Source organism: Deltaproteobacteria bacterium (assembly GCA_016208165.1).
GTDB lineage: Bacteria > Desulfobacterota > Desulfarculia > JACQYL01 > JACQYL01 > JACQYL01.
The window spans coordinates 1-16,674 of the sequence record JACQYL010000029.1; the positions used below are offsets into that span (position 1 = coordinate 1).

Annotated in this window: 13 protein-coding genes; 12 read left to right on the forward strand and 1 reads right to left on the reverse strand. The window is 59.2% G+C overall.

Translation table 11 applies throughout. From position 1 onward, the window contains the following. From HY788_06245 to HY788_06280, 8 genes are all read left to right on the forward strand, one after another. Window positions 1-1,026, forward strand: a 1,026-nt coding sequence (locus tag HY788_06245) for a transposase (GenBank protein MBI4773769.1), incomplete at its 5' end; no start/stop codon positions are given. After that, window positions 1,023-1,826: an ATP-binding protein gene (locus HY788_06250; GenBank protein ID MBI4773770.1), complete on the forward strand. Its 804-nt coding sequence runs from the start codon at window positions 1,023-1,025 to the stop codon at window positions 1,824-1,826. The genes HY788_06245 and HY788_06250, both read left to right, overlap by 4 nt. A gap of 608 nt (window positions 1,827-2,434) precedes the next feature. After that, window positions 2,435-4,396 carry an FAD-dependent oxidoreductase gene (locus tag HY788_06255; GenBank protein MBI4773771.1) on the forward strand — a complete coding sequence of 654 codons (1,962 nt, stop codon included), beginning with the start codon at window positions 2,435-2,437 and terminating at the stop codon, window positions 4,394-4,396. Between the two features lie 61 nt (window positions 4,397-4,457). Continuing rightward, entirely contained in the window at window positions 4,458-4,856 is a 399-nt protein-coding gene (locus HY788_06260; protein MBI4773772.1) for a VOC family protein, read from the forward strand. 198 nt (window positions 4,857-5,054) lie between these two features. After that, window positions 5,055-5,270 carry a 4Fe-4S binding protein gene (locus HY788_06265; protein MBI4773773.1) on the forward strand — a complete coding sequence of 72 codons (216 nt, stop codon included), beginning with the start codon at window positions 5,055-5,057 and terminating at the stop codon, window positions 5,268-5,270. Window positions 5,271-5,304: 34 nt separating this feature from the next. After that, complete coding sequence (locus tag HY788_06270; GenBank protein MBI4773774.1) at window positions 5,305-6,546, forward strand: AMP-binding protein; 1,242 nt, start codon at window positions 5,305-5,307, stop codon at window positions 6,544-6,546. Window positions 6,547-6,639: 93 nt separating this feature from the next. Then, window positions 6,640-8,187 (forward strand): acyl-CoA carboxylase subunit beta, encoded by a 1,548-nt coding sequence (locus HY788_06275; GenBank protein ID MBI4773775.1) that lies wholly within the window; start codon window positions 6,640-6,642, stop codon window positions 8,185-8,187. 272 nt (window positions 8,188-8,459) lie between these two features. Continuing rightward, window positions 8,460-10,442, forward strand: a complete 1,983-nt coding sequence (locus tag HY788_06280) for a hypothetical protein (GenBank protein MBI4773776.1) — start codon at window positions 8,460-8,462, stop codon at window positions 10,440-10,442. A gap of 86 nt (window positions 10,443-10,528) precedes the next feature. Here the strand turns inward: HY788_06280 and HY788_06285 are convergent, their stop codons facing one another. Next, the gene (locus HY788_06285) at window positions 10,529-12,064 is read right to left on the reverse strand and encodes a caspase family protein (GenBank protein MBI4773777.1); all 1,536 of its coding nucleotides are present in this window, start codon (window positions 12,062-12,064) and stop codon (window positions 10,529-10,531) included. Window positions 12,065-12,443: 379 nt separating this feature from the next. Here HY788_06285 and HY788_06290 point away from each other — a divergent pair, with 379 nt between their 5' ends. The 4 genes from HY788_06290 to HY788_06305 are packed head-to-tail and all read left to right on the forward strand — an operon-like array spanning window position 12,444 to window position 16,659. Next, on the forward strand, window positions 12,444-13,112 hold the full coding sequence (locus HY788_06290) for a CerR family C-terminal domain-containing protein (protein MBI4773778.1): 669 nt from the start codon (window positions 12,444-12,446) through the stop codon (window positions 13,110-13,112). 33 nt (window positions 13,113-13,145) lie between these two features. Then, a complete protein-coding gene (locus HY788_06295; protein MBI4773779.1) occupies window positions 13,146-14,504 on the forward strand; it encodes an efflux RND transporter periplasmic adaptor subunit in 1,359 nt (452 codons plus the stop codon). Window positions 14,505-14,539: 35 nt separating this feature from the next. Then, on the forward strand, window positions 14,540-15,298 hold the full coding sequence (locus HY788_06300) for an ABC transporter ATP-binding protein (GenBank protein MBI4773780.1): 759 nt from the start codon (window positions 14,540-14,542) through the stop codon (window positions 15,296-15,298). Beyond that, the gene (locus tag HY788_06305; GenBank protein MBI4773781.1) at window positions 15,295-16,659 is read left to right on the forward strand and encodes an ABC transporter permease; all 1,365 of its coding nucleotides are present in this window, start codon (window positions 15,295-15,297) and stop codon (window positions 16,657-16,659) included. Before HY788_06300 ends, HY788_06305 begins: the two co-directional genes overlap by 4 nt. Window positions 16,660-16,674: the final 15 nt, after the last annotated feature.

Below are 16,674 nucleotides of genomic sequence, written 5' to 3' on the forward strand. Positions count from 1 at the left end.
GAGGTCGTCACCGATCAGAAAGTCGAAACCTGGCTTGCCTGCCACCGCAGAACCTTTGAGTGGTTCGGCGGTCTGCCGGCAAAGCTGATCATCGACAATGCCAAGTGCGCCATCACCCGGGCCTGCTTCCGGGATCCGGAAGTCCAACGCTCCTACGGCGAGCTTGCCGAAGGCTACGGCTTTCTGATCTCTCCATGTCCTCCGGCGCAGCCGCAGAAAAAGGGCCGGGTCGAATCCGGGGTCAAGTACATCAAGAAGAACTTTGTCCCCCTCCGGCAGTTCCGCTCTCTTGCCGACGCAAACGAGCAGCTGCGGCGGTGGTTGACTCAAACCGCCGGCAACCGGGTTCACGGCACCACCCATCAAAAACCGCTGACCCTGTTCGCCGAAGCGGAAAAGCCGATGCTCCGGCCGTTGCCGGACGTGCCGATTCAAATCGCGGTCTGGACCCGGGTCAAGCTGCACAACGACTGCCATGTCCGCCATGAAAAGGTCCGCTACTCGGCGCCGTTTAGACTGGTCGGACAACGGCTTTGGCTCAAGGCCACCGACAACACCGTCAAGCTGTATCGGGACCTGAAGCTGGTGGCGGTTCATCCCCGTCTCACCGAGCCCGGCGCCCGGTCCACCATGGACGACCACTTGCCGCCCGAAGCGCTGGCCTACAAGATGCGCGATCCAGAGTGGTGCCTGAAGCAGGCCGAAGTCGTCGGCCCCGATTGCCACCGGCTTATCCGGCGCCTGTTTGCCGACCGGGTGCTGGACAATCTGCGCGCCGCTCAAGGCGTGGTCGGACTCGTGAAACCTTACGGGGCCGTCCGCCTGGAGGCGGCCTGCAAGCGAGCGCTGTTCTTCGACAATCCGAGATACAGGACGGTGAAAAGCATCCTTCACCAGGGACTGGACCAGACTCCCGTAAACCAGGTCGACAACGTGATCGATCTTGCCGCCGCCTACACCGGCGCCGGGCGCTTTCTTCGAACCGGAGAAGAGCTGCAGGTTGCGGCGGAAGGGAGGCTGCCATGAATCCGATGCCCGAGCTGATCCCGATGCTGAAACAGCTTCGCCTGTCGGGGATCCTGGACTCCATCGAGTCCCGCAACCGGCAGGCCATTGAAAAGAAGCTTTCCTACATGGACTTTCTGGCCATGATCGTCACCGACGAGATCGAACGAAGGACCCAGAAGAAGCTGGCTTTGGCCTTTCGCCGAGCCAACTTCCGCAACCAAAAGACCCTGGAGGAGTTCGACTTCACCTTCAATCCGGGGATCAACCGCGGACTGATCGCCGACCTTGCCTCCTGCCGGTTCATCGAGGAAAAGGTCTGTGTGTTCGTGGTCGGCCCCTGCGGAACCGGCAAAAGCCACATCGCCCAGGCCCTCGGACACTGCGCCATCCGAGCCGGCTACGATGTGCTGTTTACCACCGTCTCCAAGATGCTCGGCCAGCTCAATGCCGCCCAGGCCATCAACGGCTATGACCGCCACTTCGCCAAGCTGGCCGGCGTCGATCTTCTGATTATCGACGACTTCGGGCTCAAACCGCTGAAGGCGTCCCAGGACGAAGACTTCCACGAGGTCATCGCCGAACGTTACGAACGCAAAAGCACCATCGTCACTTCCAACCTGGATATCCCCGAGTGGCCGGACGCGTTCCCCAACCGGATCCTGGGCGCCGCCACCATCGACCGGCTTCGCCACGGCGCCTACAAGGTTGTTCTGGAGGGAAAGAGCTTCCGGGCCCCTCGGACGACGACCGGATCATCCAAAACAAACTGTCAAAGAACGGAGAAAATCACACCTCGGAAAGGAGGTGAAAAAGACTGATTTGAATGGCTGTCCGAGACCCCTTTTTTGACGCTTTTTACTGGCTTCATTACGGCGATCATGGGTGGCTCGATTAAGGTGATCATTGACACGGCCTTCCCGCTCCGGGCCACGCGCCTTCTGAAGATGCCATTCAACGCGATTTCCAGCCCTCGAATACGCGCGGGTCGATCGGGTCAACCGGCCGCACAGGTCCTTAACGTACACCTTGTTTCTGCTTTCCTGTCCCTACCCCATCCCCTTCGCCATCCCTGATTGCATCCTGCACGCCTCACAAAGGCTTTGACCGTGGAATACAAAGAGTGTAGGCTATATGTAGCCAAATAGAATGACGAACGTCCGTTTTTTATTTGTGGACTCGTTAAAACACCTCAACCGCCCTCGTTCGGGCTCATTCCACACGAAGCAACGCGGTCTTGAACAAAGGTTCACAGGCAGGGCGTGCGGATTTCCCGCGTACCATAGAACCACACTTGTATATAAGAAACGTCCGGTGCGTGACGGCGCCCCGGCTTCGAGCATGCAAATTCTCCGCGACCAAAGGTAAGTGCACAGCCGGCGGATATGATTTCACGTTTTCCATCAACACCCAAAAAAGGAGGATCAGCATGGCAAAGATCTTTGAACCGATCCGAGTGGGGAGTATGGAGCTGAAAAACCGGATAGTATCGCTTCCAACCGTTACGAGCTTCGCGGATCGACAGGGGTACGCCACGCCGCAGTTGATCGACACGTACAGGAAGAGAGCCGAGGGCGGCGCGGGATTGATCATCGTGGAAGCCACCTACATGCGCCCGGACGGGAACATGTTCTTCGGCATGCAGGGGATTTATTCCGATCGCATGCTTCCGGGCCTCAACGACATCGTAGAGGCCATTCACGAGATGGGCGGCAAAGCCTGCATTCAGATCGTGCACGGCGGCCGCCAGTCCAATCCCCGCATCACCAAGCTGCCGCTGGTGGCGCCTTCCGCCCATGCCAATCCTTTTGCGCCCGGCCGCGACGGTGAAGCTCGAGCCATGACCACGGCGGAAGTTCACCAAATGCTCGACCAGTATGTGGAATCGGTGGCCTTGGCCAAGGAGGCCGGGTTTGACTGCGTCGAACTGCACGGCACCCACGGATTTCTGATCAGCCAGTTCTTGAGTCCGTTCACCAACAAGCGGGACGACGAATTCGGCGAGTTGCTGGCGTTTCCCACCGAGTTGACCCGCCGCTGCAAGAAAGCCTGCGGCGCCGATTATCCCATCGTGTTCCGGCTCACCGTGGACGAGAAGCTCCAGGAAATCGGGATGCAGGAAAAGGGCATCACCCTGGACCTGGCCAAGGAGTTCGTACCCAAGCTCATCGAAGCGGGGGTGGACTGCTTCGACCTGTCGAACAGCAACTTCGAAACCGTGAACTACAATGTCGAGCCCATCTACTTCACTCCGGCGGGCCGGATCTACTCGGACTTCGCTCCCATCACGAAAATTTCGACGGTCCCGGTCATAGGCAGGGGCCGGGTGAACGATCCGCGGCTGGCCATGAAACTCGTCGAAGGCGGCCAGGTGGACCTCATCGGCATGGCGCGCCAGATCATAGCCGACCCCCTCACTCCCCGGAAGATGCTCGAAGGCCGGTACGAGGACGTGCGGCGATGCATAGCCTGCGACATAGGGTGTTCGCAGCGCCTGTTCAACCAGGTGCGAATTCGCTGCGCCATCAACTATGACTTCGGCATGGAGTACCGCGAGTATTACGGGGCGCCAAAGGCGCGCAATGCGAAGAACGTGCTGGTGGTAGGCGCCGGCCCCGGCGGTCTCGAGGCGGCCAAAGTGTGCGCGGAACGGGGGCATAAAGTCACGGTATGGGAGAAATCGGACAAGGTCGGAGGCATGGTGAAGCTGGCGTCGTCCGCGCCGTCGATACTGACGCGGGACCTCTGGCACATTATTCCCTGGCTCGAAAGGCAATGCAACGCGCTGGGCGTGGCGTTCGAGTTCAACAAGGAAGCCACGGTCGAGGCCATCGAGGGGGGAGGCTGGGACGCGGTGATCCTTGCCGTGGGCGCTTCCCTCGCCAAAGCGGACATTCCGGGCATGAACCACGTGAAGGCCGTGTACCTGGACGACTACTATCTGACAAAGGCCCCGATGGGACCGAAGGTGGTGGTTGTCGGGGGCCAGGAGGGAGCGGAGGCCGCCTATTCGCTGGCCAAGGAAGGAAAGCAGGTCACTCTGCTCTCGACCACCGGAAATTATGGAGATGCGCCCTATATCTACATCCTCAGGCAAATCACGCTCCAACAGATGATCGGATCCCTGAAGAACATCACCGTCATGACCAACGTCAAGGTAAAGGAATTCTCGAACGGGAAGCTTCTCATCACCGACGGCGAAGGACGGGATCAGGCCCTGGAAGCGGACACGTTTCTCATGGCTTTGGGCAGGACCTCGAACCGAGCCCTGGCGGACACTTTGGCGAGCAAACAGACTCCCAACGTGTTCCAGATCGGCGACGTCAAACAACCTCGGCGCATCATGGAAGCGATCCACGAGGCCAATGCCGTAGCCCGGAGCATCAACTGAGCCGGAGGATTCACGGTCAAAAAACACATTCGGGGGCTTCGGCCCCCCTCGAGGGCCCTTCATGATACGAAAGGTGCATCACATAGCCATCGCCGTCCGGGACTTGGCGAAGGCCGAAAAAACGTACCGGGAAACACTCGGTCTCGAGTTCGAACGAGTGATCCGTATGCCCGAATACCATGTCGAGGTCGGGTTCATACGGGTTGGGGATCTGTGGCTCGAGTTCATCTCTCCCACCGGCGAGGAGACCCGGTTCAGCGCGTTCTTCAAGTATCGAGGGCCGGGGGTGCACCACATCGCCTACGAAGTGTCGGACATCCGAGGCTCGATGCGGACCATCCGCTCGCGCGGTGTGTGTTTCGACAGCGAGGAGCCCATGAAGGGGGCGGACGGCCTGGTGTGCTTCCTCCCTTCCGAGGTGCTCGAGGGAGTGCTCACGGAGCTTGTGGAGGTCTCCTGAGACCAAATAATGAGAGTGGCCGTGAGAGAGGGATTCTCCGAACACACCGTGGAGATAGCGCCGGCATGGCGGGGTTTTTCCGGCGCAAGCCGGAATGACCCCCTTCCAAGAGGTTTGGGGAGGGGTTTGGGGAACCCTTTTTTCAAAAGGGTTCCCCAAAAATACGGCAAGGAAATCATCCGTTAGGAGGTCAGCCGAATGGCCATCATTCGCATACAGGTGGAAAGCTGCCTGCGCATCACATCCCACTGTTCGCTCTGCATAGACGAATGCCCGATGCAGCTGTTGGACCCCGGGTACTTCGAGGGAACGGCGGAATTCGTCATCGAGGACACCAATTGCATCGAGTGCAGGAACTGCGAAGTCACCTGCCCAACCAAAGCCATAGAAGCCGTATCCGCCGAGGAAAGATAGCGGACATCCATGGCGCGACCGATGGAGGCTTTTCATGACGTACCATCCTATTTGGAATGTCCCAATGGAAACCATGCCCTGGGATTCGGTGCGGGAGATTCAAGAGGCAAAGCTGAAAAAACAGCTCGCCTATGTCTGCGGCCATTCCGAATTCTACAGGCGCAAGTTCCGGGAGCACGGGTTCGAACCCGGTGATTTCAAAACCTTGGACGACCTGGATCGGATTCCGTTCACCGTGAAGCAGGAACTCCGGGATTCTCAGGTGGAAGCCCCGCCCCTGGGAACCCACACGGCCGCGGACCTCGAGAAGGTCATCCGCATTCATTCCACCTCGGGCACTACGGGGAGGCCCACCTACATCGGACTTACCAAGAGCGACATCCAGGCATGGATGGAGGTGCATTCCCGTATATACTGGTGCGCCGGATTCAGGCCCGCGGATCGCGTGCTGTTCGGATACGGACTGAGCATGTTCGTGGGCGGTATCCCTATTATAGAGGCGCTCCAGAACATCGGCTGCACCGTGATTCCAATAGGCCCGCGGGAAGGCACGGACCGATTCCTCTCCCTTTCCAGGGACCTGGGCGCCAACGCGCTTGTAGGCACGCCCTCCTTTGCCCTGTATCTCATCGACCGCGTGCAGGATTCGGTTCACTGCGCTCCCAAAGACCTCGGTTGGAAGAAAATGGCGGTGGGGGGCGAGCCCGGCGGAAGCGTGCCCTCCATCCGACACCATCTCGAAGAGGTCTACCATACCGATGTGCGGGACTCGGGATGCGGCGGCGCGGAGATGATCGCCGGCATGTGGGCGGACTGCGAGGAGAAAAGTGGTATGCACTTCGTGGCCCAGGAGTACTGCCTGCCCGAGTTGGTGGATCCGGATACGCTGAAACCCATTCCGTTCCGGGACGGAGTGGAGGGCGAACTGGTGTACACGGCTTTGGACCGGGAATGCCTGATCGTGAGCGGCATCAATGTATTTCCTTCCGCCATCAAGGACGTGGTTACGACCCACGTCCCGGATGTGACGGGTGAGCTTCGCATCGTACTGACGCGGGAACCCGTAGGATCCGCCGTGAATCCGCCCCTCACCATCGAGGTCGAGCACGGCGTGAACCTGGGACCCGAGGCCCTGCGAAACCTGAAATCCCAGTTGGAACGGGAGATGAGGGACAAGCTGCTGTTCAAGGCGGACATTCAACTGGTGGCTCCGGGCCGGCTCGAGCGCAGCGTGCACAAGTCCTCGTATGTTCGGCATGCGTACAGGGGGGAGTAGGCCGTAGGGGCGGGCCCCCGTGCCTGCCCGGCACGCGCGGCATACCTATAGAGGAGAGTGGCCCGCTGGGGCGGGCGGAAAAAGAGTCGTGACATGCAGGACAAGATCGACGAACTGAGATCGCGCCGGGACCAGGCCCTCAAGGGCGGCGGAGAAGAAAGGATTCTCGAGCAGATCCAAAAGGGTAAACTGTTTGCCCGCGAGCGCATCCACCGGCTCCTGGACAAGGACACCTTTACCGAACTGTACATGTTCGCGGAGCACCAGTGCCATGACTTCGGCATGGACCGGAAGCACATCCCCGGCGACGGGGTTGTCACGGGACATGGTCTGATCGGAGGGCGCCGGGTCTTTGTCTACGCCCATGACGCGACGGTATTCGGTGGGTCCGTCGGAGCCGTGAGCGGCAAGAAAATCGTGGATACCATAGCCTTGTCCCGAGACGTGGGCGCGCCGCTCATAGGCTTGATCGATTCGGCCGGAGCACGGATCCAGGAAGGCATGGACAATGTACGAGGGTATGCCCGCATCTTTTATGAACACGTTCAGTCCGCCGGAGTGGTGCCCCAGTTGTCCGCCATCATGGGGAACTGCTCGGGAGGCGCTTCCTACTCCCCTGCCCTCACGGATTTCGTATTCCAGGTGGATCAGACGAGCCGCATGTTTCTGACGGGTCCCGAGGTAATCCGGCAAGTAACAGGGGAAGTGATTTCTTTCGAGGATCTTGGAGGGGCGCGGATCCATACCCGACGATCGGGTGTTTCCCACTTCTTTTGCAAAAACGACACCCAGTGTCTGGAACAGATCCGGACGTTGCTGACCTTCCTGCCTCAAAATAACCGTGAACACCCGCCCGGGTTGGACACCGGGGATGACCCGAAGAGGCCCGTCCCCGCCATCGAGAAGATCATTCCCACCGACATGAAGAAGAGCTATGACGTGAGGGACGTGATTCGTAAACTGGCGGATAGGGGGGACTTCCTTGAAGTGCACGAGCTGTTCGCCAGAAACATGGTTATCGGATTCGCGAGGCTGGCCGGGCGGCCCGTGGGCATCGTCGCCAATCAACCCAAGGTTCTGGCCGGCGCCATCGACATCGACGCGTCGGACAAGGCCGCCCGATTCATCCGGTTCTGCGATGCCTTCAACTTCCCCCTGGTGACGTTGGTGGACAATCCCGGCTATCTTCCGGGAACTGCCCAGGAGTATGGCGGCATCATCCGGCACGGGGCCAAAATGCTGTACGCCTACTCCGAATCCACCGTACCCAAGATATCCCTGGTGCTCCGCAAGGCATACGGGGGCGGCATTTCCGCCATGTGCCCCAAGGAGATGGGAACGGATCAGATGTTCGTACTGCCCACGGCGGAAATCGCCGTTGTGGGAGCGGAACCCGCGGTGGATATCTTGTTCCGCCGGGAGATCGCCTCGGCCGAGGATCCCGAATCCTTCCGGAAAACGAAAATCGCGGAGTACAGAAACGCCTTTTGTACGCCGTACCACAGCGCATCGAGGCAGTTGGTGGACGCGGTCATCGAGCCTGCCGAGGCCCGCGCCGCCATTGTAGGAGCTCTGCTGATGCTCGAGTCCAAATCTACAGCCGCCCGCCCGTGGAAAAAGCACGGGACCATCCCTCTATAGGGCCCTGGGATGACCTCAAGAACTACTTGAACTCTTTTCGGAAAGTATTTGAGTCGAACTCAATTTCTTCAAAACGCCCCTTGAAGCCAAAAATCTTTTGACCGCAAAAAAACTACGGTATAATGTGTCCAAAGAATGTCAAGTGAGGATTTCCCCCGATTGTGCTCTGAAAGAGCTTGAAAAGCTCTTCAAATCGATGAGCCAAGGGGAGAGAAGCGGAGTTATGATTACGATGACTTAATAACCGTTCAGAACACTGTGGAGGCGCCGTCATGCCGCGAATCAGCTCGTACTCCCTGATGCTGCTGCTCGCAGTCCTGCTCGGAGCCGTGGGCTGCGGCGGAGGAAACGACTCCTCTGACGGGGGAGCCGAAACAGGCGGGGCCAAGATCGTCGTGGGTCCCTCGGTGTCCGTTTCGAATACGGAGATCCCTACGGCAGGGGGCGCGATTACCGTTCCGCCGGGAAGTCCGATTGCGGGTTTCGAGATCGAGATTCCGGACGGGGCCTACGACGAGACGAAGTCCGTTGCCATCTCCTACGCCCCCATCGAGAGCCATGCGTTCGGGAGCCTCATCGTCCCGGTGCTGCCCCTGATACGCATCGATGACGGCGGCGGGACCGCGAGTCAACCCATTCTCATCACGATCCCGCTTTCGATCCATGATGACGAGTTCGCCATGGCGTTCGCGTACAACGAGTCGACCGGAGAACTCGAAGGTTTGCCCCTGGTCACGATGACCAGCCAATCGCTTTCCGTACTTAGCTTACATTTGTCCGGGACTTCATCCGGTCTCCCTCCATCTTTCACAAAACAGGACGACCCGCTCGAAACCCGTTCCCTGTACATCCTGGTGTCAAAGATTTTCAGGAACGAGCTGGAAAAGGACGCGGATTCCGGGTTTCGTCCCGGACAGGACGACTGGCAATTCAGGAACCTGGGGTCGCACATCGCGCCCAGAGGCCACTGCTCGGGACAGAGCGTGGCGGCGATGTGGTATTATGCGGAAAAGCCGCGCAGTGGGGCCCCGCACCTGTACGGCCTCTACGACAACAACGGGAATGAACCGAGACCTGCCGGTTTTTGGCAGGACGATTCCAACGCGTATCGACTCTGTTCCGTTTTGCAGAAAGAGAGTAGCTACGGATCCCTGAGCGGTCGCCTGATCGACCGTTTTCAAAACCTGTCCTACGCCGGCGATCAGGAAACCATGGCGGCGTTTTCCTATGCGCTCCGAGTAACCGGAAACCCCCAGCTCGTGTTTATGTGGGGAGAGAAGAACGGCGAGCAACAAGGCCATGCCATGATCGTATATCGAAAAGAGGGAAAGAAGCTCTACGTGGCCGATCCCAACTATTCCGGTGCAGCGGACCGTGAAATCAGCCTCATCTTCACGGAATTCTATCCGTATGCGTCGGGGTCAAGCGCATCAGACCTTGGGACGCTCTTTAGCAAGATCCGGTACATGGCTGTCGGCGCCTTTCTGGACTGGTCTTCCATTGCGGGCTACTGGTCGCAGATGGAGAACGGAACCATCGGCGACGAGCAGTTCCCGAGTTACACCCTGAAGGCGCTGAATGATGACGATGAATACGTGGAACTCGAAGACGGATTCACTCGTACGAGTGATTATCTGACGGTCCTCATACAAGCCAATTCCTTCGATGCCCATTTCATGGTGTACGACGCGAAGGGATTTGAGATCGCTGTTTCGGAAAGCGGGATCATTCGCGGACTGGATAAAGGGAAACAGCGGATCGGATTCCATATCACGGACGAAGCCGGGAAGTATGTGGATTTCCGGTGGTTCGAAGTGGAAATCAAGGGCCTCGGCGTTGAAATGAAATGCACGGCCTTCGTGAACGTTGCTGTGGAAGGGTACGACCCGGTACCCTTTGATGTTTCATCAGCGACATCGAGCTTTGATGACCTGGGCGGGTGGACTTTCCGGGCCGAATCGGGAGCCGGCGAATACGTATATCTTACCATCTCCGACCTTCGAGGAAGCGGCGCCTACTCCTGCGACGGCAGCCAGGGTGCTCCGAACAGTGCAGTATGGATTCTCATGAGAGATGGAGAGTGGCTGGATTTTACGCCCAATCTCTATTACGACTATTACCTCACCATCGATATTGCGTCGAGCACGTCGGACTCCGTCAGCGGTTCCTTTTCAGGCAAAGGGGTCGAGCTATTGACCGACACTTACGTCCATATCGTTTCGGAGGTGTCCGGGTCTTTTTCGTGCAGCTATTAAACCGCCCGGACGAGGCTTCTATGCCGAGAAGGAAGAAGAGCTACTGCCGATTACTTCGCCCCTTATCCGGCACTCGACCCTCCGCCTCACTTCACTTGAAGCGTCAGATTCCAGATTGTTGGGTCTCCGCTGCTCGTGGTGATGAGGGGGTGCTTGGCTACGCCGAGCACCTTCTGCGTTTCATCGGGCATGGCCCTTTCAAGGTAGGCCCGGAGTTCACCCAATGTGATCGTGCCGTCTTTCGCTCCGGCGCTCTGAAAGCCATCCGCCGCACCTTCAAGGCCCTGGAGAACGCAGTGCGTAAACGCCCCGTTGCGCCACGAACTGTGTTCGACGGCTTGCCGGTCCGTGTCCGCGCTCACCATGAAAACCCACCCTTTCGGCACCCGACCTTGATCGTGCATGCGTCTAACCGCCGGGACCACGGAAAGCCCCCGTTCGCCGCGGGTGATCAGTTTCCCCGCATGGCAGGTATCGGCCAGGACCACCACGTTCTTAGCCTGTCGTTCCTTCAGCGAGCCGATGACCCGGTCCATGCGGAATCCCGTCGGTGGGACGCGGATATCGGTATCGTAGCAGGCAAAGTAGACTCTCTCCGGGTCCTCGGGGTCGGTAAAGCCATGCCCCGCCCAATAGAGCACAACGAGATCTTTTGATCCGGCTTTTGTAAGCCACGATTCGAGTGCGACTCGAATATTGCGCTCCGCTGCGTCCTCATCGATCAGAACCCGGACGTGATCGGATGACCATCCCGCTCCGGTCAGCCATCGTGCGAACATGCGCGCATCATCGGCCGCGAACGGGAGAGCGTCGAGTCCCCCCTGACCGGCAAAGGCATACTTTGAGACACCAACCACCACCGCCCATCGATTGTATCCCGTATCGACAGGACCGGGGACGACGGACTCGCGGGGAACGGCCGGCTCCGGACCCACAGAGATGTTCGTTGGGGGGGCCGGGGCGACTTCATTGACCATCCCCTTCTTTGCACGGGCCAGGGCGGCCATCTTGGGAAGTTCCGGCGCCTCTGCGATCCGCTTCGCCAGGTCATCGGCCAGTTGCACTCGAAGCGCGTCGATTGCCAGGCGAAAGTCGGCGCCCCATTGCGGATGTATGACCTCCGCATGCACGCTGTCCCGGATCACTGGATCCTTTCCCGAATCCCGGACGCCTACTTCATAGGTCACGGTTCCCGTGGCCGACGGCCTCAATCCGATTAGCCCCATGTTGCTTGTAAGCGTTTTTGTAGCCGTTATGGAGTCGACACGTCCTCTTACGTAGATGTCTCCGGTGGCCTCGGATATAGACACTTGCGTGAAACGCCCCGTTTTTTGAAGCTCTTTGGCAAGCTCGTCACGGAGCGCCGCACCGAATGACCTGCAGTCATACACGGCATCGAAGTTAGCGGCTACATCCACTCTATCGAGGTGTTCGCTATCGAAGGCGCTGATTCCACAGGAGACGCCCAGGCTTGGAAGTTCCGCCGTTTGCTTTGGAATCCCGTACAGCGGGGCTTGCCCACGCGAATAGTGCCCGGCGGCGCAGCCGATTACATCGAAAAGGAGAAGGCAAGGCAGGAGTAGCGAACCCCATCGGCGGCATCGGGCATACGGCTTTCTCATGGATCGCTCCTTTGCGAAATGCCCCCGCACGAGTGGCATGCGCTACAACACGCGGAGGTTTGATGGGGCCCCAAAAACAAATGCCTCCGAAGGGATGCAAGAATCCTTCGAAGGCTCGTGGACAGGTATACTCTCCGGCCATCCTTCCATCGCTCTCCCCGGAAAGATCCGGTGGTGTCAACAGAGGGGTAAACAGAGGAATGAATAATGTATATAGAATATCAACTGCCGGACGAAATGTCCAACCATGTGTTTCTTCGAAGCAGCGAATAGGGGCAGACCGTTGCTGTTTTTGTTGCGAGGCGCCTCATCGATTTGACAAAATCAAATTCCCGTATTAAATATACATTTTAATTTTTTTGGCGACGGAGAGACGCTCATGGCAAGAGATTCGGCAAGCACCAAAGAGCGGCTGCTGGAAGCCGCATGCAACGTCTTTGCGGCAAAAGGGTTTCGGGACGCCACGGTGGCGGAGATCTGCGAAGAGGCTGGTGCAAACATTGCCGCCGTAAATTACCATTTCCGGGACAAGGAAACGCTGTACGCGGAAGCCTGGCGCCTGGCCTTCCAGAGATCCCTGGCGGTCCATCCGCCGGACGGCGGAGTGGACGAAAAAGCGCCGGCGGAAGAACGCCTTCGCGGCCGGATTCTCTCCCTTGTACGTAGAATCGTCGATCCGGAGAGTCTCGAATTCGCCATTGTCCATAAAGAACTGGCCAACCCCACCGGCCTCCTCGTCAAGGTGATCCTGGAATCCCTCGAACCGTTGCGTCACGCCCTGGAGGGCATCGTTCGTGAATTGCTGGGCGACGGCGCTTCGCAACGTCAGGTCCAACTCTGCCACATGAGCATTCGAGGGCAGTGTTTCGATCTTTTGTCTCGCGAGCAGTGGCGCAAGTTGTTCGCTAAAGCGGAGGTGAATTTCGGACCTCCTCCCCTGGAGGCAGGCATCGAGGCGATAACGGATCATATTACCCTTTTCAGCATGGCGGGCATCCGCGAGCTGCGACGGCGGATCGAAAACGGAGAGCTCCGTGAGCGGCAATAGACGGGTTCACGTACGTGTAAATCGGGAGTAACCATGAGACTGTTCAACAAAAGAAGAGTCCTGGCGCTGATCGTTCTGGGACTCTTCGGGGCGGCGGGCGCCTGGTATTTCCAACGCGACAACGGACAAGCCGCCTCCTTTCGCACGGCGGCGGTGGAACGCGGTGATTTGCTGGTCTCGATCAGCGCCACCGGCACCGTCGAGCCCGTGGAGGTGGTCGACGTCGGGGCCCAGGTGGCCGGGCGGATTCTGTCCTTCGGACAAGACGCGGACGGCAAGACCGTGGACTACGGCTCCGTGGTCAGTGAAGGAACCGTGCTGGCCCGCATCGACGATTCGCTGTACGCGGCCGACGAGGCCCAGGCCGAGGCATTGCTACAGTCCGCCAAGGCCGGCGTCGAGGTGGCCAAGGCCGACTTAGAACAATTGAAAGCCAAACTCCACCAGGCCGAACGCGATTGGCTGCGGGCCCAGAAATTGGGTCCCTCCGACGCATTGTCGCAGGCGAGCTACGACGCCTACAAGTCCGCCTACGAGACAGCCAAGGCGAATGTCACCGTGGGTGAGGCAGCCATCCTGCAGGCCGAGGCCGCCGTCGCCCAGGCCCAAGCCTCCCTGAGGCGAACGCAGCGAAACCTGGGATACTGCACGATCACTTCGCCGGTCAGAGGCGTTATCATCGATCGCCGCGTCAACATCGGACAGACCGTAGTCGCCAGTCTGAACGCTCCCAGCCTGTTCCTGATCGCCAAGGACCTCACGCGCATGCAAGTGTGGGTGGCGGTCAACGAGGCCGATATCAGCAAAATTCATCCCGGCCAGCCCGTGACCTTCACCTTGGACGCCTTTTCGGGCGAAACCTTTTCGGGGGAAGTGGGCAAGGTTCGACTAAACGCTTCCATGACCCAGAATGTCGTGACGTACACGGTAGAGATCACGACGGACAATTCCAACGGGCGTCTGCTTCCTTATCTCACAGCCAATGTTCAGTTCGAGTTGCATCGCAGAAACAATGTGTTGTTGGCGCCAAACGGCGCCCTCCGTTGGGAACCGACAGTGGATCAAATTGCTCCAAAGTTCCGGGACGCCTTCGAGAATCCGGAAGCAGAGCAACCGGCTGAAGAGGACCGACGGAGTACGTCAGGGTCCCCAAAGTCGGCGTCCGAAACCACACATGCAGGCGTCCTATGGGTGATCGATGGGCAACAGGTGCGGCCTCTCCGTGTGCGGACGGGCTTGACGGACGGTTTCATGACGGAGGTTCAGGGTGAGGAGCTGAAAGAGGGGGTGATCGTCGTCACCGGTTTGCAGTCTGAGAATACCGCCCAGAGTGACACGGGCAGCCCGTTCACGCCCAAATTTCCTCGATCGAAAGCCGGCAGCTCAAGGTAGATGTGTCAGCCTCTTCCTGTGGAGCAAGAAGATTCATGGATCTCATAGAACTGCGCAATATTTACAAAACATACCACATGGGCGACATTACCGTCCCGGTGCTCAAGGGCGTTTCTCTCATCGTTGCCCGGGGCGAGCTTGTCGCGCTGATGGGTACTTCAGGTTCAGGCAAGAGCACCCTGATGAACGTATTGGGATGCCTGGATCGACCCACCTCGGGGGAGTACTGGTTCGAAGGCCGGGAAGTGGCGAGGCTCTCCCCGGATGAACGCGCCCTGTTGCGAAACACGAAAATCGGCTTTGTCTTTCAAAGCTTCAACCTGCTGCCTCGCACCAGCGCCTTGGAAAACGTGATGATGCCTCTTTCCTACGCCCCCGGCCGCCTCACCGATCGGGAGGCCGGGAAGCGAGCCGAAGAAATGCTCCATCGGGTCGGTTTGAGGGACCGGATGGAGCATGAGCCTTCCCGACTTTCGGGAGGGGAACAACAGCGGGTGGCGATCGCCCGGGCCCTGATCAACCATCCCCCGCTGCTCTTTGCCGACGAACCCACGGGGAATCTCGACTCTCGCACGAGTGGGGAGATCCTCCGGATGTTCCATCAGCTGAACGAAGAGGACGGCATCACGATCTTCCTGGTCACCCATGACCCGGAAGTGGCTCAGCAAACGGGCCGGGTGATCCGCATCCGCGACGGAGTCATTGTCGATGGCGCTCTCGCCGCGGTTAAGGATCGAACCGATGCGCGGGCAGGAGCTTCGCCCGATTCGACGCCGGGAGGAGACGCGAGATGAGCGGCTCCCATACCATCCGAACCGCGTTAAAAGCGCTGAGGCGCAACCCGATGCGCGCCATGCTGACCACGCTGGGCATTGTCATCGGCGTGGCGGCGGTCATCGCCATGATGGAGATCGGCTCCGGTTCCTCGGCGGCCATTCAAGCGGCCATATCGAGCATGGGGGCCAACGTCCTGATGGTCATGCCCGGTACGGCCGCCAGCGGGGGCGTGAGCTTCGGTATGGGCAGCGTTACAACCCTGAGGCCGGAGGATTGTGACGCCATCCTCCGGGAATGCCCGTCCGTCCGCGCTGCCGCCCCGATGGTTCGCGCCCGTACGCAGGTCGTGTACGGCAATCGCAACTGGGTTCCATCCTCGATGGACGGAACCACGGCGGCCTTCCTGAAGGTGCGGGATTGGACTATCGCCGAGGGAGAGCCGTTCACGGATCGCGACGTGCTCAACGCCAACAGGGTGTGTCTCGTGGGGCAGACCCTGGTACGCGAGCTGTTTCAAGGTGAATCACCCGTTGGTAAGGAGATGCGGGTCAAGAACGTTACGTTCCGGGTTGTAGGCGTCTTGGGGAAAAAAGGAGCCAATATGATGGGCATGGACCAGGACGACATTCTGCTGGCGCCCTGGACCACCATAAAGTACCGGGTGACGGGTTCGACCCTGGAAACGGCGAACCAGAGCGCCGGCGCCGGGTCCGGCAGCTCGGTAAACACGCTGAGCAACCTCTATCCCGGCAGCTCCGGCCTCTATCCCGAGCGGTCGGAAATCCAGGCCGCCGACAATCCCATGCCGGTCCGCTTCGCCAGCATCGATCGCATTATGGCGGCCGCCAACAGCTCGGATGAGATTCCTACCGCCATCCAGGAGATCACGGACGTCCTCCGCGAACGTCATCGAATCCGTCCCGGCGAACCGGACGATTTTACCATCCGCGACATGACCGAGATGACCAAGACTCTTTCCTCCACCACTACACTGATGACCAATCTATTGCTGTGCGTGGCCATGATCTCGCTCGTGGTCGGAGGCGTGGGAATCATGAATATCATGCTGGTGTCCGTCAGCGAGCGGACGCGAGAGATCGGGCTTCGTATGGCTGTCGGCGCCCGCTCCCGGGATATTCTCCGTCAGTTCCTGGTGGAAGCCGTGGTGCTGTGCCTGGTGGGCGCCGCAACAGGCATCCTGCTGGGTCACGGAGGCTCTCAGTTGGTACGATTGCTGCTGCACTGGCCTGTAGCCACTTCTCCGGGCGCCATCGCCGCAGCCGTGCTCGCGGCGTCCACCGTGGGGATTCTTTTCGGGTTCTACCCGGCGTGGAAGGCGTCGCGCCTGGACCCCATCGAGGCATTACGTTACGAATAACGATCATAGGGCCGG